This is a genomic window from Streptomyces paludis (genome assembly GCF_003344965.1).
Taxonomy (GTDB): Bacteria; Actinomycetota; Actinomycetes; order Streptomycetales; family Streptomycetaceae; genus Streptomyces; species Streptomyces paludis.
This window is the reverse complement of the sequence record NZ_CP031194.1, coordinates 8,339,481-8,365,646: the sequence shown is the minus strand read 5'-3', so window position 1 is coordinate 8,365,646 and position 26,166 is coordinate 8,339,481. Positions and strand designations below refer to the sequence as shown.

Annotated in this window: 2 protein-coding genes; both read left to right on the top strand. The window is 73.5% G+C overall.

Translation table 11 applies throughout. The features are described from left to right. The first annotated feature begins 5 nt into the window (after positions 1-5). Complete coding sequence (locus tag DVK44_RS37770) at positions 6-11,135, top strand: type I polyketide synthase (protein WP_269439637.1); 11,130 nt, start codon at positions 6-8, stop codon at positions 11,133-11,135. Beyond that, the gene (locus DVK44_RS37480) at positions 11,128-26,019 is read left to right on the top strand and encodes a type I polyketide synthase (protein WP_228447526.1); all 14,892 of its coding nucleotides are present in this window, start codon (positions 11,128-11,130) and stop codon (positions 26,017-26,019) included. Before DVK44_RS37770 ends, DVK44_RS37480 begins: the two co-directional genes overlap by 8 nt. Positions 26,020-26,166 lie beyond the last annotated feature (147 nt).

Here is a 26,166-nt window from a genome sequence, read left to right as displayed (position 1 = left end):
GCACCATGAGCAGCAACGACACGTCAGTCGAGTCGATCGTCGGGGCCCTGCGCTCGTCGCTCCGCAAGAACAGCCAACTGACCGAGGAGAACGAGCGGTTGCGGTCCGCGCTGACCGAGCCGGTCGCGATCATCGGCGTGGGCTGCCGCTATCCGGGGCGGGTCACGACGCCCGAGGAGCTGTGGCGGCTGGTCGCGGACGGCGTCGACGCGGTCGGCGGGCCGCCCGCGGACCGGGGCTGGGACGAGGCGTTCCCCGCGGCGGACCGGCCCCGGGTGGGCGCGTTCCTCCAGGACGGGGCCGACTTCGACGCGGGCTTCTTCGGGATCTCGCCGCGTGAGGCGCTGGCGATGGACCCGCAGCAGCGGCTGCTGCTGGAGACCGCGTGGGAGGCGGTCGAGTCGGCGGGGATCGCGCCGGACACCCTGAAGGGCTCACGGACCGGGGTGTTCACCGGGACGACGGCCCAGGACTACGCGGACATCCTGGCGGCGCACCCCGAGGCCGCCGCGGGTTTCGGCCTGACCGGCGCGGTGGCGAGCGTCATGTCGGGCCGGATGTCGTACGTGCTGGGGCTGGAGGGGCCGGCCGTCACCGTCGACACGGCGTGTTCGTCCTCGCTGGTGGCGATCCATCTGGCGGCGCAGGCGCTGCGGCGCGGTGAGTGCGGGCTCGCGCTCGCGGGCGGGGTGGCGTTCATGTCCACTCCCGAGGTGTTCACCGAGTTCGGCCGTCAGGGGGGCCTGGCGGCCGACGGGCGGTGCAAGGCGTTCTCCTCGGCGGCGGACGGCACCGGCTGGGGTGAGGGCGCGGGTCTGCTGCTGCTGGAGCGGCTCTCGGACGCCCGGCGCAACGGGCACGAGATCCTCGCCGTGGTGCGCGGCTCGGCGGTGAACCAGGACGGCGCGTCCAACGGGCTGGCGGCGCCCAACGGCCCGTCCCAGCAGCGTGTCATCCGGCAGGCGCTGGCCGATGCCGGGCTGGAGCCCCGTGACATCGACGCGGTGGAGGGGCACGGCACCGGCACCCGGCTCGGAGACCCGATCGAGGCGCAGGCGCTGCTGGCCGCCTACGGCCAGGACCGCCCGGCCGGCCGGCCGCTGTGGCTGGGCTCGGTCAAGTCGAACATCGGGCACACGCTGGCCGCGGCGGGGGTCGCCGGGGTCATCAAGATGGTGATGGCGCTGCGCCACCGGGTGCTGCCGCGCACCCTGCACGTGGAGCAGCCGTCGACGCAGGTGGACTGGTCGGCGGGGGCGCTGTCGCTGCTGACCGCTCCGGTGCCGTGGCCGGAGGGTGAACGCCCGCGCCGGGCCGGGGTGTCGTCGTTCGGCATCAGCGGCACCAACGCGCACCTCATCCTCGAAGAGGCTCCGCCGTCGGCCGTCCCGGAGGGCGGGACCGGAGACGGCACCGGGTCCGGCGCCGGACCCGTGATCGGGACCGCCGCGGTGCCCTGGGTGCTCACGGCGAAGTCCGCGCGGTCGCTGGGACGCCAGGCCGAGCGGCTGCTCGGTGCGGTGCGCGAGCGCCCCGGCGTCCCGCCCCTCGATGTGGCGCGGGCCCTGGTGGACACCCGTACCCGCTTCGCCCGTCGGGCCGTGGTGACCGGCCGCACACCGGACGAGCTGCTGGCGGGGCTCTCCGCCGTCGCGGCCGGACAGGCGTCGGCCGCGGTCGCCGCGGGGCGGGCCGAGCCCGGCGGGGTGGCCCTGGTGTTCTCCGGTCAGGGCGCCCAATGGCCCGGTATGGCACGGGAGTTGTACGCGTCGTCGGCGGTGTTCCGGACGGCGTTCGACGAGGTGTGCGCGGTCCTCGACCCGCTGATGGCGGGCTCGCTGGCGGAGCAGGTGTTCGCCGGCTCCGAGCCGCTGGACCGTACCGAGGTCACCCAGCCCGCGCTGTTCGCCGTCCAGGTGGCCCTGCACGCGCTGGTGACCTCGTGCGGTGTACGGGCCGATCTGCTGGCCGGGCACTCGGTGGGCGAGATCGCCGCCGCGTGGGCCGCGGGCGTCCTGTCGCTGCGGGACGCCTGTGTCCTGGTCGAGGCGCGCGGCCGGCTGATGGGGGCGCTGCCGGACGACGGCGCGATGGTGTCGCTGGAGGCCACCGAGGCCGCTGTGCTGCGGCTGATCGACGGTGTGCCGGGGGTCGGGGTCGGCGCGGTGAACGGTCCGGCCTCGGTGGTGGTCTCGGGCGCCGCCGGGAGCGTCGCCGCGGTGACGGAGCGGGCCCGTGCCGCCGGGATGCGGCCGGTCGCGCTGCGGGTGGGGCACGGCTTCCACTCGCCGTCGATGGACCCGGTGCTCGACGGGTTCGCCGCCGTACTGCGCACACTGGACTTCCGGCCGCCCCGGGTCCGTATGGTCTCGACGGTGACCGGTGAGGTCCTGGGCGACGAGGTCGCCTCTCCCGGGTACTGGGTGCGCCACGCGCGGGAGACCGTGCGCTACCACGACGCGCTGGGCACACTGGCCGCCGAGGGCGTCAGGACCCTGGTCGAGGTGGGACCGGACGGTGTGCTGTCCGGACTGCCCCGGCCCGCGGGGCTGACGGCCGTCGCGCTGATGCGCCGTCCGCGCGCCGCCGAGGCATCGGTGCCGGAGGACGTCCGGTTCGTCCGGGCCCTGGCGCAGGCCCATGCCCACGGGGTGGACGTGGACTGGCGGGCGCTGCTCGGCGAGGGCCGGAGGGCCGCGCTGCCGACGTACGCCTTCGACCGCGAGCGGTTCTGGATCGACCCGGCGGTGGCCGGTCCCGCCGCCGGTGGCCCCGCCGACGCGGGGCTGTGGCGGCTGGTGGAGCGCGGGGACGCCGACGAGGTCGCCCGGATGCTGGAGACGGGCGACGAGGTCGATGTCGCCGGGCTGCTGCCGGCGCTCGCCTCGTGGCGGCGCCGACAGCGCCGGGAGGACGAGGCGCGATCGTGGCGGTACGGCGTGTCGTGGCTCCCGGTGACGGCCTCCGGCGGTGTGACGGCCGGTCAGCGGTGGCTGGTCGTGGCGCCCGCGGGCCCGGACGCCGATGAGCTGACGGCGGCGCTGGCCGCCCGGGGTGCCCGGGTGGTGGAGTGCCTGCTCGACGGCGCCGTGCCGGACCGGCGGACGCTGGCCGCGCGGCTGGCCGCGGTCCGCGGTGACGAGCCGGTGGACGGTGTGGTGTCGCTGCTCGCGCTCGCCGGGGACCGGCCCGTGGCCGATCTGGCGATGCTGGTGCAGGCGCTCGGGGACGCGGAGGTGGACGGCGGGCTGTGGTGCGTGACCCGGGGCGCGGTCTCCGCCGGGTCGGCCGTCTCGGCGCCCGCCCTGAGCGCGCTCTGGGGGCTCGGCCGAGTGGTCGCGCTGGAGCGGCCCGGCCACTGGGGCGGTCTGGTCGACGTACCGGCCGGACGGGCCCTCCCGTCGGACGCCCTGTGCGGGGTGCTGGGCGGCGCCGAGGACCAGGTCGCCGTACGGGGTGCGGGGATACTGGCCAGGCGGCTGGTCCGTAACGGTGGAACCAACACCAGTACCGGTACGGGCGCACGGCAGGGCTGGCGGCCGCGTGGCACGGTGCTGCTCACCGGCGGCACCGGCGCTCTGGGCCGCCGGCTGACGGGGTGGCTGCTGGAGCAGGGGGCCGGGCATGTGCTCGTGCTCGGCCGGCGGGGTCCGCTGGCGCCGGGCGCGGGCGGACTGGTGGCCGAGCACGGCGACCGGGTGACCGTGCTGGCCTGCGATGTCACCGAACGGGACGAGCTGGCCGCCGCGTTGGCCCGGGTACCCGAGGAGTTTCCGCTGACCGCGGTGGTGCATGCCGCCGGGGTCGGCGGCGGCGGGCCGGTGGACTCGCTCACGGAGCGGGATCTCGCGGCGGCGGCCGGGCCGAAGGCCGTGGCGGCGCGGCATCTGCACGAGCTGACGGAGGGCGTCGCGCTCGACGCGTTCGTGATGTTCTCCTCCGGGGCGGGCGTGGTGGGCGCGGGCGGTTTCGCCGCCTACGGGGCCGCCAACGCGTATCTGGACGGGTTCGCCGAGTACCGCCGCGGTCTGGGACTGCCCGCGACCGCGGTGGCCTGGGGCGCCTGGGCCGGCGAGGGCATGGCGGCCGAGGCGGACGCGGCCCGGTCGCTGCGGGCTCAGGGGATGCGGGCGATGGCTCCGGCGTCCGCGCTGGCGGCGCTCCGTCAGGTGCTGGACAGCGGACAGGTGTCGGCGTATGTGGCGGATCTGGACTGGGACCGGTTCGCCGCCACCTTCACCGCCGTCCGGCCCAGCCCGCTCCTCGCGAAGGTCGTCGGGGACCGCCGGGACACACCGGTGGCGTCACACCGCGCGGAACACTTCGCCGCGCGGCCCGCAGCGGAGCTTCGGCGCGAGATGCGGGAGCTGGTACGGGCGGAGGCGGTGGCCGTGCTCGGCCACACCGACGCCGCCGCGGTGACCGACGACCGGCCCTTCCGCGACCTGGGCTTCGACTCGCTGACGGCGGTGGAGCTGCGCGACCGGGTCGCCACCCTGACCGGCCTGGACCTGCCCGCCGCCACCGTGTTCGACTATCCGACCGTGCCCGCGTTCGCCGCGCACATCGTCGAACGGCTGGGTGGTACGGAGACGCCCGGGGCGGTGGCGGAGGCTCCCGACGGGCGGCGGACGGACGGACGGGCGGCGGACGAGCCGGTCGCGATCGTCGGTGTTGGATGCCGCTTCCCCGGTGGGGTGCGTTCGGCCGAGGAGCTGTGGCGGCTGGTGGCCGACGGTGTCGACGCGATCGGTGCGTTCCCGGCGGACCGTGGCTGGGACGCGCTCGCCCCGGCGACGGAGTCCTACGCCCGCGCGGGCGGATTCCTGCATGACGGCCACGAGTTCGACGCGGACTTCTTCGGGATCTCGCCGCGTGAGGCGCTGGCGACCGACCCGCAGCAGCGGCTGCTGCTGGAGACCGCGTGGGAGACCGTCGAGTCCGCGGGCATCGCCCCGGACACCCTGAAGGGCTCACGGACCGGGGTGTTCACCGGCACGACGAGCCAGGACTACGCCGCCCTGACCGCCGCCGCCCCGGAGGTGACGGCGGGCTTCGGACTGACCGGGAGCACCGCCAGTGTGCTGTCGGGCCGGATCTCCTACGCGCTGGGGCTGGAGGGGCCCGCCCTCTCCGTCGACACGGCGTGTTCGTCGTCGCTGGTCGCGATCCATCTGGCGGCGCAGGCACTGCGGCGCGGCGAGTGCGCGCTCGCGCTCGCGGGCGGGGCGACGTTCATGTCCACTCCCGGTGTGTTCGCCGAGTTCTCCCGGCAGGGCGGTCTGGCGGGCGACGGCCGGTGCAAGCCGTTCGCGGGCGCGGCGGACGGCACGGGCTGGGGCGAGGGGGTGGGGCTGGTGCTGCTGGAGCGGCTCTCGGACGCCCGGCGCAACGGGCACGAGATCCTGGCCGTGGTGCGCGGTTCGGCGGTGAACCAGGACGGCGCCTCCAACGGCCTCACCGCCCCCAACGGACCCTCCCAGCAACGGGTGATCCGGCAGGCCCTGGCCGACGCCGGACTGAACACCGGCGACATCGACGCCGTGGAAGCGCATGGCACCGGTACCGTCCTCGGAGACCCCATCGAGGCCGAGGCGCTGCTCGCCACGTACGGCCAGGACCGCCCCGCCGACCGGCCGCTACGGCTCGGCTCGGTCAAGTCCAACATCGGTCACACCCAGGCCGCCGCCGGTATCGCGGGTGTCATCAAGATGGTGATGGCGCTGCGTCACCAGCGGCTGCCCCGCACCCTCCACGTGGACGAACCCACCTCCAAGGTCGACTGGACGACGGGCGGCGTCTCCCTGCTCACCGAGGCCGTCGACTGGCCCGAGGGCGACCGGCCCCGCCGGGCCGGGGTGTCGTCCTTCGGCATCAGCGGCACCAACGCCCATGTGATCGTCGAGCAGGCGCCGTACGACCCCGCGCCGCCCCACCCGGCGGCCGATCCGGTGCCCGGGGCCCTCTCCGGGGGCCCGGTGGCATGGGTGCTGTCGGCCAGGTCCGAGGAGGCGCTGCGCGGCCAGGCGGCACGGCTGCTGCCGGCCGTCGGCGGGCCGGATCTCGCACCGGCCGATGTGGCCTGGTCGCTGGCCCGCAACCGGGCCCGGTTCGACCACCGCGCGGTCGTGGTCGGGGAGGACCGCGCGGAGCTGCTCGAAGGGCTGTCCGCGCTGGCGGAGGGCCGGAGCACGGCACGGGTGCTCTCCGGCCGGGCCGTCACCGGCGGGGTGGCGTTCGTCTTCTCCGGTCAGGGCGCGCAATGGCCCGGCATGACACGGGAACTGTACGAAGCCTCACCGGTCTTCGCCGACGCCCTCAACGAGGTCTGCGCCGCCTTCGACACGCACCTTCCCACCCCGCTCGCCGATGTCATCCTCGCCGACGCCGGCACCGAACACGCCACACTCCTCGACCAGACCGACTACACCCAACCCGCACTCTTCGCCGTCGAAACAGCCCTCCACACCCTCGCCACCACCAGCGGCCTCCACCCCGAAACCCTCGCCGGACACTCCATCGGCGAAATCAGCGCCGCCCACGCCGCAGGCATCCTCACCCTCAAAGACGCCACCACCCTCGTCGCCACCCGAGGCCGCCTCATGGCCACACTCCCCACCACCGGCACCATGCTCGCCCTCCACACCGACGAAACCACCGCCACCACCCTCATCAACCACCTCCCCCACCTCACCATCGCCGCCATCAACACCCCCACCTCACTCGTCATCTCCGGCGACACCACCAGCATCAACACCACCCAAACACGCGCCCACCAAGCAGGCATCACCACCACCCGCCTCCGCGTCAGCCACGCATTCCACTCCCCCCACATGGACCCCATCCTCGAAGAATTCCACACGGTCATCGCCCAACTCGACCTCCGACCGCCCCGCATCCCCCTCATCTCCACCGTCACCGGACAGAAACTCACCACCGAACAAGCCACCTCACCCGCCTACTGGGTACGCCACGCCCGCGACACCGTCCGCTACCACGACGCCCTCACCACCCTCACCACCACCGGCACCCACACCCTCATCGAAATCGGCCCCGACAGCGTCCTGTCCGGGCTGGTACAGGACGGCGGCCCGCGGACGGTGCCGCTGATGCGCCGCCCCCGGCCGTCCGAGGCGCCGGTGCCGGAGCCCGTACGGTTCGTCCGGGCCCTGGCCTCGGCGCATGCGCGCGGTGCCGAGGTCGACTGGGCGGCGGTGCTCGGCTCGGGACGGCCGGTGCCCCTGCCCACCTACGCCTTCGACCGCCGGCGCTACTGGGTCGAACCCGCGCCCGGCGCGGCGGACGTGGCGGGCGCCGGGCTGCTCTCCGCCGGGCATCCGCTGCTGGGCGCGGTGGTCGAGTCGCCCGACACGGACGGGGTGATCTGCACGGGCCGGCTGTCGACGGCCGCGCACCCCTGGCTCGCGGACCACACGGTCGCCGGCTCGGTGACCGTACCGGGCACGGCTGTGGTGGAGATGGTGAGCCGCGCGGCCGACGCGGTGGGCTGCGGTCGGATCGGCGAACTGGTGCTGCGGACCCCGATGGTGCTGCCCGGACCGGACGCGCTTCAGGTGCGGGTGGTCGTCGGCGCCCCGGACGAGGAGGGCGACCGCGAGGTCGCCGTACACTCCCGTGCCGAACCGGCCCCGCACACCACGGCCGCCGAGTGGACCACCCACGCGACCGGATTCGTGGCCCCCGCGTCGGACGCGGTGCGCGCGCCGCTGTCCGCGTGGCCACCGCCGGGCGCCACGGACGTCGGGCTCGACGGGCTCTACCCGGAGCTGGCGGCCGAGGGGCTGGTCTACGGGCCGGCGTTCCAGGGCCTGCGGGCGGTCTGGCGACGGGACGACGAGATCTACGCCGAGGTCACCCTCCCGACCGGCCCGCACACCCGGACCGACGGCTTCCTCCTCCACCCCGCCCTCCTCGACGCCGCCCTGCACGCACTGGCCCGCGCGGACGTGATGGACGCCGGGCGAGGGGCGCATCTGCCGTTCTCCTGGACGGGGGTACGGGTACGGACCGTCGGTGCGACGGCCCTGCGGGTACGGATGACGGTCGGCTCCGACGACACCGTCCGCCTGGAGGTGTTCGACACGGCGGGCGAGCCCGTCGCGGAAGTCGAGGCACTCACACTGCGTCCACTGCCGAAGGCACCGGTGCCCACGGCGGATGCCTCGCTGTCGGACTCGCTGCACTCCGTGATCTGGAACCCCGTCGCCGCCCCGGCCACCGGGCGGATCCCCCGGACGTGGGCGGTGCTTGACGGTGACGGCTCGGGACCCGGCCTGCGGATACAGGGCGTCGAAGCCACCGTACTGACCGACCTGGACGCCCTGGCGACCACCGCCGACGGTACGGCAGCCGTTCCGGATGTGGTGGTCTGGCGATGCCCGACCGTCGCCACCGACGATGTCCCCGCCGCCGCCCATCGCTCCGCCACCGCCGCACTCGCCCTGCTCCAGCAGTGGCTCGCGAACCCCCAGCTCGAAGACTCCCACCTCGTACTTCTCACCCACAACGCCATAGCCGCACGCCCCAACGACCCCGCCGACCCCTCCCACTCACCCGTCTGGGGCCTCACCCGCTCCGCACAGACCGAACACCCCCACCGCTTCACCCTCATAGACACCGACCACACCACCCACGACATCCCACTCGCCCAAGCCCTCGCCTCCGGCGAACCCCAACTCGCCCTGCGCGGCCACGACCTCCTCGCCCCCCGAGTCACCCGCCACCACAACAACGACCAGCTCACCGTCCCCACCACCCCCCACTGGCACCTCGACATCACCACACCCGGCACCATCGACAACCTCCACCTCACCCCCACCACCCCCAACGAACAACCCCTCCAACCAGGACAGGTACGCGTCCGCGTCCACGCCGCCGGACTCAACTTCCGCGACGTCCTCATGGCCCTCGGCATGTACCCCGGCGACATCAGCCTCGGCAGCGAAGGCGCCGGAGTCATCACCGAAACCGGACCCGACGTCCCCCACCTCACCGTCGGCGACCGCGTCACCGGCTATCTGAGCGGCGCGTTCGGTCCGACGACGGTCGCCGACCACCGCATGCTGACACCGATCCCGGACTCCTGGTCGTTCGCCCGTGCCGCGGCGATCCCGATCGTGTCGGTCACCGCGCTGTACGGTCTGCGGGATCTGGCGGGTCTCTCCCCCGGTCAGTCGGTCCTCATCCACGCCGGCACCGGAGGCGTCGGCATGGCCGCCATCCGCATCGCCCAGCACCTCGGCGCCGACGTCTACGCCACCGCCTCCGAAACCAAATGGGACACCCTCCGCCAACTCGGCCTCGACGACGACCACATCGCCTCCTCCCGCACCCTCGACTTCGCCCACACCTTCCTCACCACCACCCAAGGCCAAGGCGTCGACGTCGTCCTCAACTCCCTCACCGACGACTACATCGACACCTCACTCCAACTCCTCCCCCGCGGCGGCCACTTCATCGAAATCGGCAAACGCGACATCCGCAACCCCCACCACATCGCCACCACCCACCCCGGCGTCCACTACCAAGCCTTCGACACCACCGAGGCCGGACCCGAACACATCGGACGACTGCTCAAGGAACTCGTCACCCTCCATGACACCGGAGCACTCCTCCCTCTACCGCTGACCACCTGGCCCCTCACCCAAGCGCCCCATGCCTTCCGCCACCTCAGTCAGGCCCGGCACACCGGGAAGGTCGTCCTGACCGTCCCCCAAGCGCCCTTCACCACCGGTACCACCCTCATCACCGGCGGGTCCGGACATCTCGCCACCGCCCTCGCCCGCCACGCCGCCCACCAAGGCGCACCCCACATCCTCCTCCTCAGCCGACGCGGCCCCGACGCACCCCACACCACCCAACTCCAACAAGAACTCCAACACACCAACACCCAACTCACCATCACCACCTGCGACGTCACCGACCCCACCCAACTCGCCCACGCCATCAACACCATCCCCCCGGAGCATCCACTCCGCACCGTCATCCACACCGCCGGAATCATCGACGACAGCCTCATCCACACTCTCACCCCTCATCAGCTCACCACCGTCATGCAGCCCAAAACCGACGCCGCATGGCACCTCCACACCCTCACTCAGCACCACCCCCTCCACGCCTTCATCCTCTACTCCTCCATCACCGCCACCACCGGCGGCGCCGGCCAAGCCAACTACGCCGCCGCCAACACCTTCCTCGACACCCTCGCCCACCACCGCCGCCACCACCACCTCCCCGCCACCACCATCGCCTGGGGACCCTGGGCCGACCACGGCATGGCCGCCAACCTCACCACCACCCACCAACACCGCATCACCCGCTCCGGCATCACCCCCCTCACCACCACCCACGCACACCAACTCCTCCACACCACCCACCACCACCAAACCCCCCACACCATCGCCGCCCACCTCAACACCGCTCTTCTCAGCACCACCGAACCGCTCTGGCGCTCCACCGCGCCCAGTGCGGCCCGCGGTACCGCCCGGGCCGGTCTTCCGCAGGCCACCGCGCTCGGCGAGCTGGCCCGGCTGCGGGCCGGGGAGCGTCTCGACGCGCTGGCAGACCTCGTCCACGGTGAGGCGACCGCGGTCCTCGGCCATACCGATCCCGGGACCCTCGACCGCGACCGGCCCTTCCGCGACCTCGGCTTCGACTCCCTCACCGCCGTCGAACTCCGCAACCGCCTCAACACCCTCACCGGCCTGCGCCTGGCCCCGGGCACCGTCTTCGACCACCCGACGGTGCCCGCCCTCGCCGCCCACCTGGACACGGTCCTGTTCCCCGCCGCGCCGGCGCCGGCCGAGACGGGCGACGCTCTCGACCGGCTCGACGCGCTGCTGGCGGCCCTCGCGGACCACGGCGAGGAGTCCGTACGCGAAGGGGCCCGGCAGCGGGTACGGGACTTCCTGCGCCGGGACACGGACGCCTACGACGAGGGCCCCCGGGGCGACACGGACGACGACGACTATCTGTCCGAGGTCATGAATTCGGCCTCGTTCAGCGATCTCAAGAATCTGATGGACGAGCAGTTCGGTTACGGCGACACCACGGGTCCGGACAGCACGGGTCCGAGGACCGGCTCAACTCGGCACGAAAGCATGGACGATGTCTGAAGACAAGCAGCTCCTCGGCTATTTCAAGCAGGTCACCGCCGACCTCTACAAGACCCGCGCCCGGCTGCGGCAACTGGAGAGGCGTGACCACGAGCCGATCGCGATCGTCGGTCTGGGCTGCCGTCTGCCCGGCGGCGTGGGCTCGCCCGAGGAGCTGTGGCGGCTGGTGGCCGACGGTGTGGACGCGATCGGGCCGTTCCCCGGCGACCGCGGCTGGGACCTCGACGGGCTGTACGACCCCGACCCGGACCGGGTGGGCAGCAGCTATGTGCGCGACGGCGGCTTCCTCCACGACGGGGCCGAGTTCGACGCGGACTTCTTCGGCATGTCCCCGCGCGAGGCGATGGCCACCGACCCGCAGCAGCGGCTGCTGCTGGAGACCGCGTGGGAGACCGTGGAGTCCGCGGGTATCGCGCCGGACTCGCTGAGGGGCTCGCGGACGGCGGTGTTCGCCGGCACCACGGCCCAGGACTACGCCACGGTGACCACGGCCCACCCGGACGCCGTCGCGGGCTTCGGCATGACCGGCGTCATCGCCAGTGTGCTGTCCGGCCGGGTCGCGTACGCACTGGGTCTGGAGGGTCCGGCGGTGACGGTGGACACCGCCTGCTCCTCGTCGCTGGTGGCGATCCATCTGGCGGCCCAGGCGCTGCGGCGCGGCGAGTGCACGCTCGCGCTCGCGGGCGGCGCGACCTTTATGTCGACTCCCCGGGTGTTCAGCGAGTTCTCGCAGCAGCGCGGGCTGGCCGCCGACGGCCGGTGCAAGCCGTTCGCGGGCGCGGCGGACGGCACGGGCTGGGGCGAGGGGGTGGGGCTGGTCCTGCTGGAGCGGCTCTCCGACGCCCGGCGCAACGGACATCGTGTACTGGCGCTGGTACGGGGCTCGGCGGTGAACCAGGACGGCGCCTCCAACGGCCTGACCGCACCCAACGGGCCGTCCCAGCAGCGTGTGATCCGGCAGGCCCTGGCGGACGCAGGACTCAACACCGCCGACATCGACGCGGTTGAGGCACACGGCACCGGCACCCGGCTCGGCGACCCGATCGAGGCCGAGGCGCTGCTCGCCACGTACGGCCAGGACCGACCCGCCGACCGGCCGCTGCACCTCGGCTCCGTGAAGTCCAACATCGGCCACACTCAGGCCACCGCCGGGGTCGCGGGCGTCATCAAGATGGTGATGGCGCTGCGCCATCAGGAGCTGCCGCGCACGCTCCATGTCGACGAGCCGACTCCTGAGGTGGACTGGTCGTCGGGGGCGCTGTCGCTGCTCACCGAGCCGGTGCGCTGGCCGGAGAGCGACCGGCCGCGCCGGGCCGGGGTGTCGTCCTTCGGCATCAGCGGCACCAACGCCCATCTGATCCTGGAGCAGCCGCCCGCGGAACAGCCCGCCGAGGCACCGGCGGAGGCACCCGCGGGGGCGGGCGGCACCGCGCTCGCGCCGTTCGCCGCGGGGGCCCCGGTGCCCTGGGTGCTGTCCGCCAGGTCGCCCGACGCGCTGCGCGGCCAGGCGGCGAAGCTGCTCGCGGCGGTGGCGGAACGGCCGGACGTCCGGGCCGTGGACACGGCGTGGTCCCTGGCGCGGACCCGGGTGTCCTTCGGCCACCGCGCGGTCGTCACCGGCGCGGCCCTGTCCGAGCTGACCGAGGGTCTCGCCGCCCTCGCGCAGGACCGGGGCTCCCCCGCGGTGGTGTCGGGGCGGGCGCTGGGCTCCGGCCGCGTGGTGATGGTCTTCCCCGGGCAGGGCGCCCAGTGGCCCGGAATGGCCCGGGAGCTGTACGCGGCCTCGCCGGTCTTCGCCGCGGCGTTCGACGCGTGCGCCGAGGCGTTCGCCCCCTGGGTGGAGTGGAATCCGCACGACCTGGTGACCGGTGAGGACCCGGACCTGGCGCGGGTCGATGTCGTACAGCCGCTGCTGTTCGCGGTGATGGTGTCGCTGGCACGGCTGTGGCAGGCGGTGGGTGTGGTGCCCGCCGCCGTGATCGGACACTCCCAGGGCGAGATCGCCGCCGCGCATGTCGCGGGCGCACTGTCGCTCACCGACGCGGCCCGCGTGGTGGTCCTGCGCAGCCGGGCGCTCACCGCGCTCTCCGGTCTGGGCGGCATGCTGTCGGTCCCGCTCTCCCGGGAACAGGTGGCGGAGTACGTGGACCGTCACCCGGGGCTGGGCGTCGCCGCGGTGAACGGCCCGGCGCAGGTGGTGGTCTCCGGCGACGCCGGGCCGCTCGCCGCACTGCACGAGGAGCTGACCGCGGCCGGGGTCCGGGCGCGCGTCGTACCGGTGGACTACGCGTCGCACGGCGCGCACGTCGAACGGGTCCGTGCGCGTGTCCTCGGCGATCTGGCCGGGATCGTGCCGGGCCCGGCCCGGGTGCCGTTCTTCTCGACGCTGACCGGGGAGCGGCTGGACACCACCGCGCTCACCGCCGACTACTGGTACCGCAATCTGCGCGAACCGGTGGAGTTCGGGCGGGCGCAGCAGGCCGCCCTCGCTGCGGGTCAAACGGTGTTCGTCGAGGTGAGTCCGCATCCGGTGCTGCTGCCCGCGATGTCGGACGGTATCGCCGCGAGCGGTCGCGACGCCGCGGTGTCCGGCACGCTGCGGCGGGACGAGCCGGCCGTGGACCGGTTCGTACGGGCGGTGGCCCAGGCGCACGCGCACGGCGCGGAGGTCGACTGGGCCGCGCTGCTGGGCGCGGGCGGGCCGGTGCCGCTGCCGACGTATGCCTTCGACCGCAAGCGGTTCTGGATCGACGCGGTGCCCGGGGCGGCCGGGGATGTCACGGGCTCCGGGCTCGGCACTGCGGGTCATCCGCTGCTGGGGGCGACGGTGGAGTCGCCCGGCACCGGCGGTGTCACCCTCACCGGTCGGCTGTCCCTGGCCACCCACGGTTGGCTGGCCGACCACATGGTCGAGGACAGGGTGCTGGTGCCGGGGACCGCGCTGGTGGAGATGGCCGTTCGGGCGGGCGACCAGGTGGGCTGCGAACGGGTCGCCGAACTGGTGCTGCGGACCCCGATGGAGCTGCCCGGACAGGGCGCTCTCCAGGTCCAGGTGGTGGCCGGGGCGCTGGGCGAGGAGGGGCGCGAGGTCGCGGTGTACTCCCGTGCCGAGCCGTCCGCGCGGACCGGTCCGGTGGACTGGACCTTGCACGCGACCGGGCTGCTGACGCCCACACCCATGCCCGCGCCCGGGGCCGCCGGGGCGTCCCTCGGTCAGTGGCCGCCGGCCGGCGCGGTCCCGGTCGCGCTCGACGACGTGTACGCGCGGCTGGCCGACGGGGGGCTCGGCTACGGACCGGCGTTCCAGGGGCTGCGGGCGCTGTGGCGGTGCGGTGCGGAGATCTGCGCCGAGGTCGAGCTGCCCGCGGACCAGCATGCCGCCGCCGATGCCTTCACCCTGCACCCGGCTTTGTTCGACGCGGCGTTGCACGCGCTGGTCGTGACCGCCGACGACGCGCCCACCGCGCTGCCGTTCTCCTGGTCGGACGTGCGGGTGACGGCGGCCGGGGCGACGGCGCTGCGGGTACGGATCGTGCCGCTGCGGCCGGACACGGTGTCGGTGGAGCTGTTCGACGAGACCGGCGAACCGGTGGCGGCGGCGGGCTCGGTGACGCTGCGCCCGCTGTCGGCCTCGCGTCCCGGCGCGGCGGGAGGGGCCGGGGACGGCTCGCTGTTCACCGTGGAGTGGGCGCCGCTGGCGACCGCGCCGACGGCGGCCGGCGGCTCGGCACCGGCCGGTGACTGGGCCGTACGGGAGCGGGACAGGTGGCTGGCGGACGCGCTGCGCGCCGCCGGGCTGAGCGTGAGCACGGTGACCGTGAGCGCTTCGGGCATCGGCGCGCCGGGCTGCACGGACCCCGGCGCCGAAACACCCGAGGCACCCGGCGTGGTCCTTCTGTCGTACCGGCCCGAGGCCGGTGAGGTGCCCGCCGCCGTACGGGAGGGTACGGCGGAGCTGCTGTCGCTGGTACGGCACTGGCTCGCCGACCCCCGGTACGCGGCGTCCCACCTGGTGTTGACGACCTGTGGCGCGGTGGCCGCGCGCGACGGCGAGAGCCCCGATCTGGGCGCCGCCCCGCTGTGGGGGCTGCTCCGCTCGGCCCAGTCGGAGCATCCCGGCCGTTTCACCCTGCTCGACCTCGACGGCACCGAGGAGTCGTTCGGAGCCGTCCCGGCGGTGCTGGCCGCCGCTCTCGACGGTGGCGAGACCCAGGTGGCGCTGCGGGCCGGCGAGGCGTTCGTACCCCGCGCGGTCCGTCCCGTCACGGACGGCGCCGGCGCGTCCGCCGAGGAGATCTGGGCCGCCGGTACGGTCCTGGTCACCGGCGCCTCGGGGCATCTCGGCGGGGTGGTGGCCCGGCATGCCGTCGCGTCCGGCGCGGCCCATGTGGTGCTGCTCAGCCGCCGGGGCGCCGACGCCCCGGGGGCCGGGGAGCTGCGCGCCGAACTGACCGGCGCGGGCGCCCTCGTCACCTTCGCCGCCTGCGACGCGGCGGACCGGGACGCGCTGGCCGCGGTGCTCGCGGACATCCCCGCGGAGCATCCGCTGCGGGTGGTGGTGCACGCGGCCGGGGTGCTCGACGACGGGCTGGTGGAGTCGCTGACCCCGGAGCGGCTCGCCGCCGTGCTGCGGCCGAAGGCGGACGCGGCATGGCATCTGCACGAGCTGACCCGCGATCACGCGCTGGACGCGTTCGTGCTGTTCTCCTCGGCGGCCGGACTCACCGGGTCCGCCGGCCAGGCGTCGTACGCCGCGGCGAACGTCTTCCTCGACGCGCTGGCCCAGCACCGGCGGGCCGGGGGCCTGCCCGGTCTGTCGCTGGCCTGGGGTCTGTGGGAGCGGAGCAGCGGTATGACCGGCCGGCTGGCCGACGCCGACCGGCGCCGGCTGGCCCGCGACGGCGTCCGCGGTCTGTCCGACGAGGAGGGCACCCGGCTGCTGGACACCGCGCTGCGGCTCGACACCTCCCTGGCCGTCCCGCTGGGGCTCGACATCACCGCGCCGGGCGTACGGGACGCTCCGCTGTGGCGCTCGCTGACGCGGGGCCGTCCGCGCCGTACCGCCGCGCGGGCCTCCACGACCGGTCTGGCCCGGCGGCTCGCCCGGCTGACGGCCGAGGAGCGGCTCCGTACGGTGACGGACCTGGTGCGCGCCGAGGCCGCCTCGGTCCTCGGCCACGCCGACGTCCGGCGGCTCGATGTCCAACGGCCCTTCCGTGAGCTGGGCTTCGACTCGCTGACCGCCGTGGAACTCCGCAACCGGCTCAACGCGCTGGCCGGTCTGCGGCTGGCCGCCGCCGCGGTCTTCGACTATCCGACGCTGGACGCGCTGGCCGGGCGTGTGCTGGCGGAGGTCACCGGGGCCGTGCCCGCCGCAGGACCGGCGCCCGTGGCGGCCACCGCCGACGAGCCGCTGGCGATCGTCGGCATCGGCTGCCGCTACCCCGGTGGCGTCGGCTCGGCCGAGGACCTCTGGGGGCTCGTCGACGAGGGCGTCGACGCGATCGGCGGATTCCCCGAGGACCGGGGCTGGAACGTCGAGGAGCTGTACGACCCGGACCCGGACCGGAAGGGCACGTCCTACGTACGCGAGGGCGGGTTCCTGTACGACGGGCACGGGTTCGACGCGGGGTTCTTCGGGATCTCGCCGAGGGAGGCGATGGCGTCGGACCCGCAGCAGCGGCTGCTGCTGGAGACGGCGTGGGAGGCGGTCGAGTCGGCGGGTATCGTGCCCGGCTCGCTGCGGGGGTCGCGGACGGGGGTGTTCGCGGGGCTGATGTACCACGACTACGCGTCCCGGCTGGCCGCCGTACCGGAGGAGCTGGAGGCGTTCCTCGCGAACGGCAACTCGGGCAGTGTCGCGACCGGGCGGGTCTCCTACGAGTTCGGCTTCGAGGGCCCGGCGGTGACGGTGGACACGGCGTGTTCGTCCTCGCTGGTGGCGATCCATCTGGCCGCGCAGGCGCTGCGGCGCGGCGAGTGCGACTACGCGCTGGCCGGCGGTGTCACCTTCATGTCCACTCCCGCGATCTTCACCAACTTCTCCCGGCAGGGCGGGCTGTCCCCCGACGGACGGTGCCGGACCTTCGCCGAGGGGGCCGCCGGGACGGGCTTCAGCGAGGGCGTGGGTCTGGTGCTGCTGGAGCGTCTCTCGGACGCCCGGCGCAACGGGCACGAGATCCTCGCGGTGGTACGGGGCTCGGCGGTGAACCAGGACGGCGCCTCCAACGGCCTCAGCGCACCCAACGGACCCTCCCAGCAACGCGTCATCCGACAGGCCCTCGCCGACGCCGGACTCAACACCGCCGACATCGACGCGGTCGAGGCGCACGGCACCGCCACCCGGCTCGGCGACCCGATCGAGGCCGAGGCACTGCTCGCCACATACGGTCAGGACCGCCCCACGGACCGGCCGCTGCACCTCGGCTCCGTCAAGTCCAACATCGGCCACACGCAGGCCGCGGCGGGGGTCGCGGGCATCATCAAGATGGTGATGGCGCTGCGCCACCAGCGGCTGCCGAAGTCTCTGCACATCGACGCGCCCTCGTCGGCCGTCGACTGGTCGGCGGGCAGGCTGGCGCTGCTGACCGACGCCGTCGCGTGGCCGGAGGGCGAACGCCCGCGCCGGGCCGGGGTGTCGTCCTTCGGTATCAGCGGGACGAACGCCCATGTCCTCATCGAGGAGGCGCCGCGCCCGGCCGGAGCGGCCGAAGCGTCTCCGGCCACGCCCGCCCTCGTATCCGACGACCCAGGGCACGCCCTGCTGCCCTGGGTCGTCACCGCCAGGACACCGCGGGCGCTGTGCGCGCAGGCCGGCCGGCTCGCGGATTCGGTGGCGGCCGGTACCCGCGCCGCCGATGTGGGCTGGTCGCTCGCCACCGGCCGCGCCGTTCTCGGGGAGCGCGCCGTCCTGCTGGGCAGGACCGGGGAGGACCTGGTCGCCGCCGCGCGGGCGCTGGCCGACGGGCTGCCGCACCCGGGGGTGGTGACCGGGCGCGCGGGCACCGGCGGGCCGGTGTTCGTCTTCCCCGGCCAGGGCACCCAGTGGGTGGGGATGGGCCGCGCGCTGCTCTCCGCCGACGAGGCGTTCGCCGCGTCGATGGCGCGCTGCGCCGACGCGCTGTCGGAGTTCGTCCCGTGGTCACTGACCGACGTGCTGGACGACGAGGCCGCGCTGGCCCGGGTCGACGTGGTGCAGCCCGCCCTCTGGGCGGTCATGGTCTCGCTGGCCGAGCTGTGGAACGCGCGCGGGGTACGCCCGGCGGCGGTGGTGGGCCACTCCCAGGGCGAGATCGCCGCCGCGGTGGTCGCCGGGGCGCTGTCCCTGCGCGACGGCGCCCGGATCGTCGCGCTGCGCAGCCGGCTGATCGCCGCCCGGCTCGCCGGGCCCGGCGGTATGGCGTCGGTGTCGCTGTCCGAGGACGGGACCGCGCCGTATCTGGGCGGCACGCTGTCGATGGCCGCGGTCAACGGCCCGTCCCAGGTGGTCGTCGCCGGTGACCGCGCCGAACTGGAGTCGCTGGTGGGGCGGCTGGCGGCGGACGGTGTCCGGGCCAGGATGATCGCGGTGGACTACGCCTCGCACTCCGCCCAGGTCGACGCGGTCAAGGACGAGCTGATTGCCGCGCTGGCGGACACCGCGCCGGAAGCGGGCCGGGTGCCGCTGTACTCGACGGTGACCGGGGGTCAGCTCGACACGACGGTGATGGGCGCGGACCACTGGTTCGACAATCTGCGGGGGACCGTACGGTTCCGCGAGGCCGTGGCCTCGGCCATGGCCGACGGTCACGGCGTCTTCGTCGAGGTGAGCCCGCACCCGGTGCTGACGGCCGCGGTGACCGACGGCGGCGACGCCGCGGGCGAGCGCGTCGCCGCCGTCGGCACCCTGCGCCGCGGTCACGACGACCAGGCCCGGGTGCTGACCGCGCTGGCCGAGGCGTTCGTCGCGGGCGTGGACCTGGACTGGACGACGGTCTTCGCGGGCACGGACACCCGGCGCGTCGCGCTGCCGACGTACGCCTTCGAGCACCGCCGCTACTGGCTCGACACCGCTCCCGGCGGCTCCGCCCCGGTCCCGGCCGTCCTGCCGACGGCCCTTGGGGAGCAGGCCGAGGTCCCGGACGTCCCGCTCGCCCACCGGCTGGCCGGGCTGACCGAGGCCGAGCAGCGGCAGGAGATCCTGCTGCTGGTCCGTGGGCTGGTCGCGGCGGTGCTCGGGCACACGGCCGTCGACGAGATCGACCGGGACACCGCCTTCCGCGAGTCCGGGTTCGACTCGGTCCTCGCCGTCGACCTCCGTAACCGCCTGGCCTCCGCGACCGGCACTTCCTGGCCGGCCACGATCGTCTTCGACCACCCGACGCCGAGGCTGCTCGCCGAGTACGTACGGGCCGGGCTGACCGGCGCGGCGCGCCGGGCCGAGGTCGCCGTCCCGGCGGTGGCGGCCCTCGGTGAGCCGATCGCCATCGTGGGGATGGCCTGCCGTTTTCCCGGCGAGGTGGCGTCACCGGACGCGCTCTGGGACCTGGTGCGTTCCGGCGGGGACGCGATCTCCGCGTTCCCGTCCGACCGCGGCTGGGAGACGAACAGCGCGGTCGAGGAGTCCCACACCCGGCACGGCGGTTTCCTGCACGATGTCGCGGACTTCGACAACGGCTTCTTCGGGATCTCGCCGCGCGAGGCGCTGGTGATGGACCCGCAGCAGCGGCTGCTGCTGGAGACCTCGTGGGAGGCCCTGGAGCACGCGGGCCTCGACGCGACCTCGCTGCGTGCCAGCCCGACCGGTGTGTTCGTCGGCGGCGCGTCCAGTGGCTACACCACGGCGTCGATGCCCCGGGAACTCGTCGCCGGATACGGCATCACCAGCGGGTCCGGGAGTGTGCTGTCGGGCCGGGTCGCCTACGCGCTGGGGCTGGAGGGCCCGGCGGTGACGGTGGACACGGCGTGTTCGTCCTCGCTGGTGGCGCTCCATCTGGCGGTGCAGGCGCTGCGGCGCGGCGAGTGCGCGATGGCGCTGGCGGGCGGCGCCGCCGTACTCCCTGCGCCGGATGTGTTCGCCGAGTTCTCCCGGCAGGGCGGTCTGGCGGGCGACGGCCGGTGCAAGTCCTTCGCCGAGGGCGCGGACGGCACGGGCTGGAGTGAGGGGGTGGGGCTGGTGCTGCTGGAGCGTCTCTCGGACGCCCGGCGCAACGGGCACGAGATCCTGGCGGTGGTACGGGGCTCGGCGGTGAACCAGGACGGCGCCTCCAACGGTCTGACCGCCCCCAACGGCCCTGCCCAGCAACGGGTGATCCGGCAGGCGCTGGCCGACGCCGGGCTGAACACCGGCGACATCGACGTGGTGGAGGCGCATGGCACCGGTACCGTCCTCGGAGACCCGATCGAAGCGCAGGCGCTGCTCGCCACGTACGGCCAGGACCGCCCCGCCGACCGGCCACTCCGGCTCGGCTCGGTCAAGTCCAACATCGGCCACACGCAGGCCGCGGCGGGGGTCGCCGGGGTCATCAAGATGGTGATGGCGCTGCGTCACCAGCAGCTGCCCCGTACCCTCCATGTGGACGAACCCACTTCGCAGGTCGACTGGACGACGGGCGCGATCTCCCTGCTCACCAAGGCCGTCGACTGGCCCGAGGGCGAACGGCCGCGCCGGGCCGGGGTGTCGTCCTTCGGCATCAGCGGCACCAACGCCCATCTCGTTCTGGAGCAGGCTCCGCAGGTGGTCTCCGTACCGCCGGAGCGGACCGCGCCGGCGGTGGACTCCGGTCTGGTGTCGTGGGTGCTGTCGGCCAGGTCCGAGGAAGCGCTGCGCGGCCAGGCGGCACGCCTGCTGTCCGTCGTGGGCGGGGCGGAGGAGACACCGCTGGTCGACGTCGCCTGGTCGCTGGCCCGCAACCGGGCCCAGCTCGACCACCGTGCGGTGGTGACCGGCGCCGATCTCACCGAGTTGTCGGCCGGACTGTCCGCGCTGGCAGAGGGCAGGGGCACCGGCCGGGTCGTCACGGGACACACCACGGGCAGTGGGGTGGCGTTCGTCTTCTCCGGTCAGGGCGCGCAATGGCCCGGCATGACACGGGAGTTGTACGAAGCCTCACCCGTGTTCGCCAACGCCCTCAACGAGGTTTGTGCAGCGTTCGACGCGCACCTTCCCACTCCGCTCGCTGATGTCATCCTCGCCGACGCCGGCACCGAACACGCCGCGCTCCTGGACCGGACCGACTACACCCAACCCGCACTCTTCGCCGTCGAAACAGCCCTCCACACCCTCGCCACCACCAGCGGCCTCCACCCCGAAACCCTCGCCGGACACTCCATCGGCGAAATCAGCGCCGCCCACGCCGCAGGCATCCTCACCCTCAAAGACGCCACCACCCTCGTCGCCACCCGAGGCCGCCTCATGGCCACACTCCCCACCCACGGCGCCATGCTCGCCCTCAACACCGACGAAACCACCGCCACCACCCTCATCAACCACCTCCCCCACCTCACCATCGCCGCCATCAACACCCCCACCTCCCTCGTCATCTCCGGCGACACCACCAGCATCAACACCACCCAAACACGAGCCCACCAAGCCGGCATCACCACCACCCGCCTCCGCGTCAGCCACGCATTCCACTCCCCCCACATGGACCCCATCCTCGAAGAATTCCACACGGTCATCACCCAACTCGACCTCCGACCACCCCGCATCCCCCTCATCTCCACCGTCACCGGGCAGAAACTCACCACCGAACAAGCCACCTCACCCGCCTACTGGGTACGCCACGCCCGCGACACCGTCCGCTACCACGACGCCCTCACCACCCTCACCACCACCGGCACCCACACCCTCATCGAAATCGGCCCCGACAGCGTCCTGTCCGGACTCAGCGCCCACCACGACAACGTGGTCGCCATTCCCCTGATGCGCCGCCCCAGGTCCGGCGAGACGGCCGTGCCGGAACCGGAACGGTTCACCCAGGCCCTGGCCAGGGCCTGGGTCGCCGGCGCCGAGGTCGACTGGCCGGCCGTGCTCGGCTCGGGACGGCCGGTGCCCCTGCCCACCTACGCCTTCGACCGCCGGCGCTACTGGCTCAACGGCGCGGCCGGCCCGGCCGATGTGGCGAGCGCCGGGCTGGTGGCGGCGGACCACCCGCTGCTGGGCGCGATGGTCGAGTCGCCCGACGGCTCCGGTGTGGTCTTCACCGGCAGGCTGTCGCTGACCACACACCCCTGGCTCGCCGATCACGCGGTGGCGGGGCAGGTCTTCGTACCGGGCACCGGGCTGGTCGAGATGGTCGTCCGGGCCGGGGACGCGGTGAGCTGCGACCGGATCGGTGAACTGGTGCTCCAGGCACCCCTGATCGTCCCGGAGCAGGGGGCGATCCGCGTCCAGGTGGCTGTGCGCGAGCCCAACGCGAACGGCGAACGCGAGGTCGCCGTGCACTCCCGTCCCGAGGCGCCCGCGGACGGCGAACCCGCCGAGTGGACCGCCCACGCCCTCGGCGTCCTGACGAGCGGGTCCGGCACGGACGCCGCGCCCGTCCTTGACGGGATCTGGCCTCCCGAGGATGTGACGGAGGTCGATATCGAGGGGGTGTACCCGAGGCTGGCGGCCGAAGGGCTGGTCTACGGGCCGGTCTTCCAGGGCCTGCGGGCGGTCTGGCGACGGGACGACGAGATCTACGCCGAGGTCGCACTCCCGACCGGACCGCACACCCGGACCGACGGCTTCCTCCTCCACCCCGCACTCCTCGACGCCGCCCTGCACGCACTGATCGGCGCGGCGAACGGCGCGGACGAGCTGGGGGTGGGCCTGCCCTTCTCCTGGGCGGATGTCCGGGTGCTGGCGTCGGGCGCGACCGCGCTGCGGGTACGGATGGCGCTGCTCGGCGATGACACCGTATCGATCGAGGTGTTCGACACGGCGGGTGAACCCGTCGCGGTGATCGGGTCGTTGACCGTACGTCCGCTGTCGGCGGCGCGGCCGGAAGCCGCCCACGGGTCTCGCGAGGACTCGCTGTTCTCGGTGAACTGGGTGCCCGTCGCGCCCGCCGGGCCCGCCGCGGACACCGATGCCTCCCGGACGTGGGTGGTGCTGGACGGTGACGGCTCGGGGCCCGGCCTGCGGATACAGGGCGTCGAAGCCACCGTCCTCACCGACCTGGACACTCTGGACGCCCTGGCGACCACCGCCGACGGTGCGGCAGCCGTTCCGGATGTGGTGGTCTGGCGATGCCCGACCGTCCCCACCGACGATGTCCCCGCCGCCGCCCACCGCTCCGCAACCGCCGCACTCGCCCTGCTCCAACAGTGGCTCGCCAATCCCCACCTCGAAGACTCCCACCTCATACTCCTCACCCACAACGCCATAGCCGCACACCCCCACGACCCCGCCGACCCCTCCCACTCACCCGTCTGGGGCCTCACCCGCTCCGCACAGACCGAACACCCCCACCGCTTCACCCTCATAGACACCGACCACACCACCCACGACATCCCACTCGCCCAAGCACTCGCCTCCGGCGAACCCCAACTCGCCCTGCGCGGCCACGACCTCCTCGCCCCCCGAGTCACCCGCCACCACAACAACGACCAGCTCACCGTCCCCACCACCCCCCACTGGCACCTCGACATCACCACACCCGGCACCATCGACAACCTCCACCTCACCCCCACCACCCCCGACGAACAACCCCTCCAACCAGGACAGGTACGCGTCCGCGTCCACGCCGCCGGACTCAACTTCCGCGACGTCCTCATGGCCCTCGGCATGTACCCCGGCGACATCAGCCTCGGCAGCGAAGGCGCCGGAGTCATCACCGAAACCGGACCCGACGTCCCCCACCTCACCGTCGGCGACCGCGTCACCGGTCTGCTCTTCGGTGAGGCGTTCAGCACGACGACGGTCGCCGACCACCGGATGCTCGTCCGTATCCCGGACTCGTGGTCCTGGGCGCGCGCCGCGTCGTTGCCCGTTGCCTCCGTGACCGCGCTGTACGGTCTGCGGGATCTGGCGGGGCTCTCCCCCGGTCAGTCGGTCCTCATCCACGCCGGCACCGGAGGCGTCGGCATGGCCGCCATCCGCATCGCCCAGCACCTCGGCGCCGAGGTCTACGCCACCGCCTCCGAAACCAAATGGGACACCCTCCGCCAACTCGGCCTCGACGACGACCACATCGCCTCCTCCCGCACCCTCGACTTCGCCCACACCTTCCTCACCACCACCCAAGGCCAAGGCGTCGACGTCATCCTCAACTCCCTCACCGACGACTACATCGACACCTCACTCCAACTCCTCCCCCGCGGCGGCCACTTCATCGAAATCGGCAAACGCGACATCCGCAACCCCCACCACATCGCCACCACCCACCCCGGCGTCCACTACCAAGCCTTCGACACCATCGACGCCGGACCCGAACACATCGGACAGCTCCTCAAGGAACTCGTCAGCCTCCACGACACCGGAGCACTCACCTCCCTCCCCCACACCACCTGGCCCATCACCCAGGCCCGCAACGCCTTCCGCCACCTCAGCCAAGCCCGGCACACCGGCAAAAACATCCTCACCCTTCCCCAAGCGCCCTTCACCTCCGGTACCACCCTCATCACCGGCGGGTCCGGACATCTCGCCACCGCCCTCGCCCGCCACGCCGCCCACCAAGGCGCACCCCACATCCTCCTCCTCAGCCGACGCGGCCCCGACGCACCCCACACCACCCAACTCCAACAAGAACTCCAACACACCAACACCCAACTCACCATCACCACCTGCGACGTCACCAACCCCACCCAACTCGCCCACGCCATCAACACCATCCCCCCGGAGCATCCACTCCGCACCGTCATCCACACCGCGGGAATCATCGACGACAGCCTCATCCACACTCTCACCCCTCATCAGCTCACCACCGTCATGCAGCCCAAAACCGACGCCGCATGGCACCTCCACACCCTCACCCAGCACCACCCCCTCCACGCCTTCATCCTCTACTCCTCCATCACCGCCACCACCGGCGGCGCCGGCCAAGCCAACTACGCCGCCGCCAACACCTTCCTCGACACCCTCGCCCACCACCGCCACCACCACAACCTCCCCGCCACCACCATCGCCTGGGGACCCTGGGCCGACCACGGCATGGCCGCCAACCTCCACACCACCCACCAACACCGCATCACCCGCTCCGGCATCACCCCCCTCACCACCACCCACGCACACCAACTCCTCCACACCACCCACCACCACCAAACCCCCCACACCATCGCCGCCCACCTCAACACCAGCGCCTTCGCCGGTGCGGGACCGCTGTGGAGCGCGCTCGCGCGGACTCCCGCGGGCCGCCGGGCCGTTCAGCCGGGCGCGGCCGGTCCGTCCGGGACGAGCGTGCTCGACCGGCTCGGCGCGCTGCCGCCGCCGGAGCGTCTGCGCGCGCTGGAGGACCTCGTACGCACCGAGGCGGCGGCGGTCCTCGGCCATACCGATCCCGGGACCCTCGACCGCGACCGGCCCTTCCGCGACCTCGGCTTCGACTCCCTCACCGCCGTCGAACTCCGCAACCGCCTCAACACCCTCACCGGACTGCGCCTCACCCCGGGCACCGTCTTCGACCACCCGAAGCCGGCCTCGCTGGCCGAGCACATCGACCAGCAGCTGGATCTCGGCGGGGCGGACGACGCGGCGCTGCTGGAGCGGATGAAGGCCCTGGAACTGTTCGCGCCCGAGGACGTGTCCGCCGAACGCAAGGACGAGATCGCCGCGGTGCTCGGCCGGCTGGCCGCGCGCTGGGGAGCCGGCCCGGTGTCCGGTGGGAGCGACAGCGGTACGCCGGAGGCCGGGCGCGACCTGGACTCGGCCACCGACGACGAGGTGTTCCGCTTCCTCGGTGAGGAATTCGGCATCTCCTGAACGCGGTCCTGAGCCAAGCACATCGGAACACCTGTGGAGAACCGCCCTGTGGACAACCGCCCTGTGAACAACGAAGACAAGCTCCGGCGCTTCCTCAAGGAGGCGTCCAAGAAGCTCCAGGAGACACAGCACCAGCTGCACGAGGCC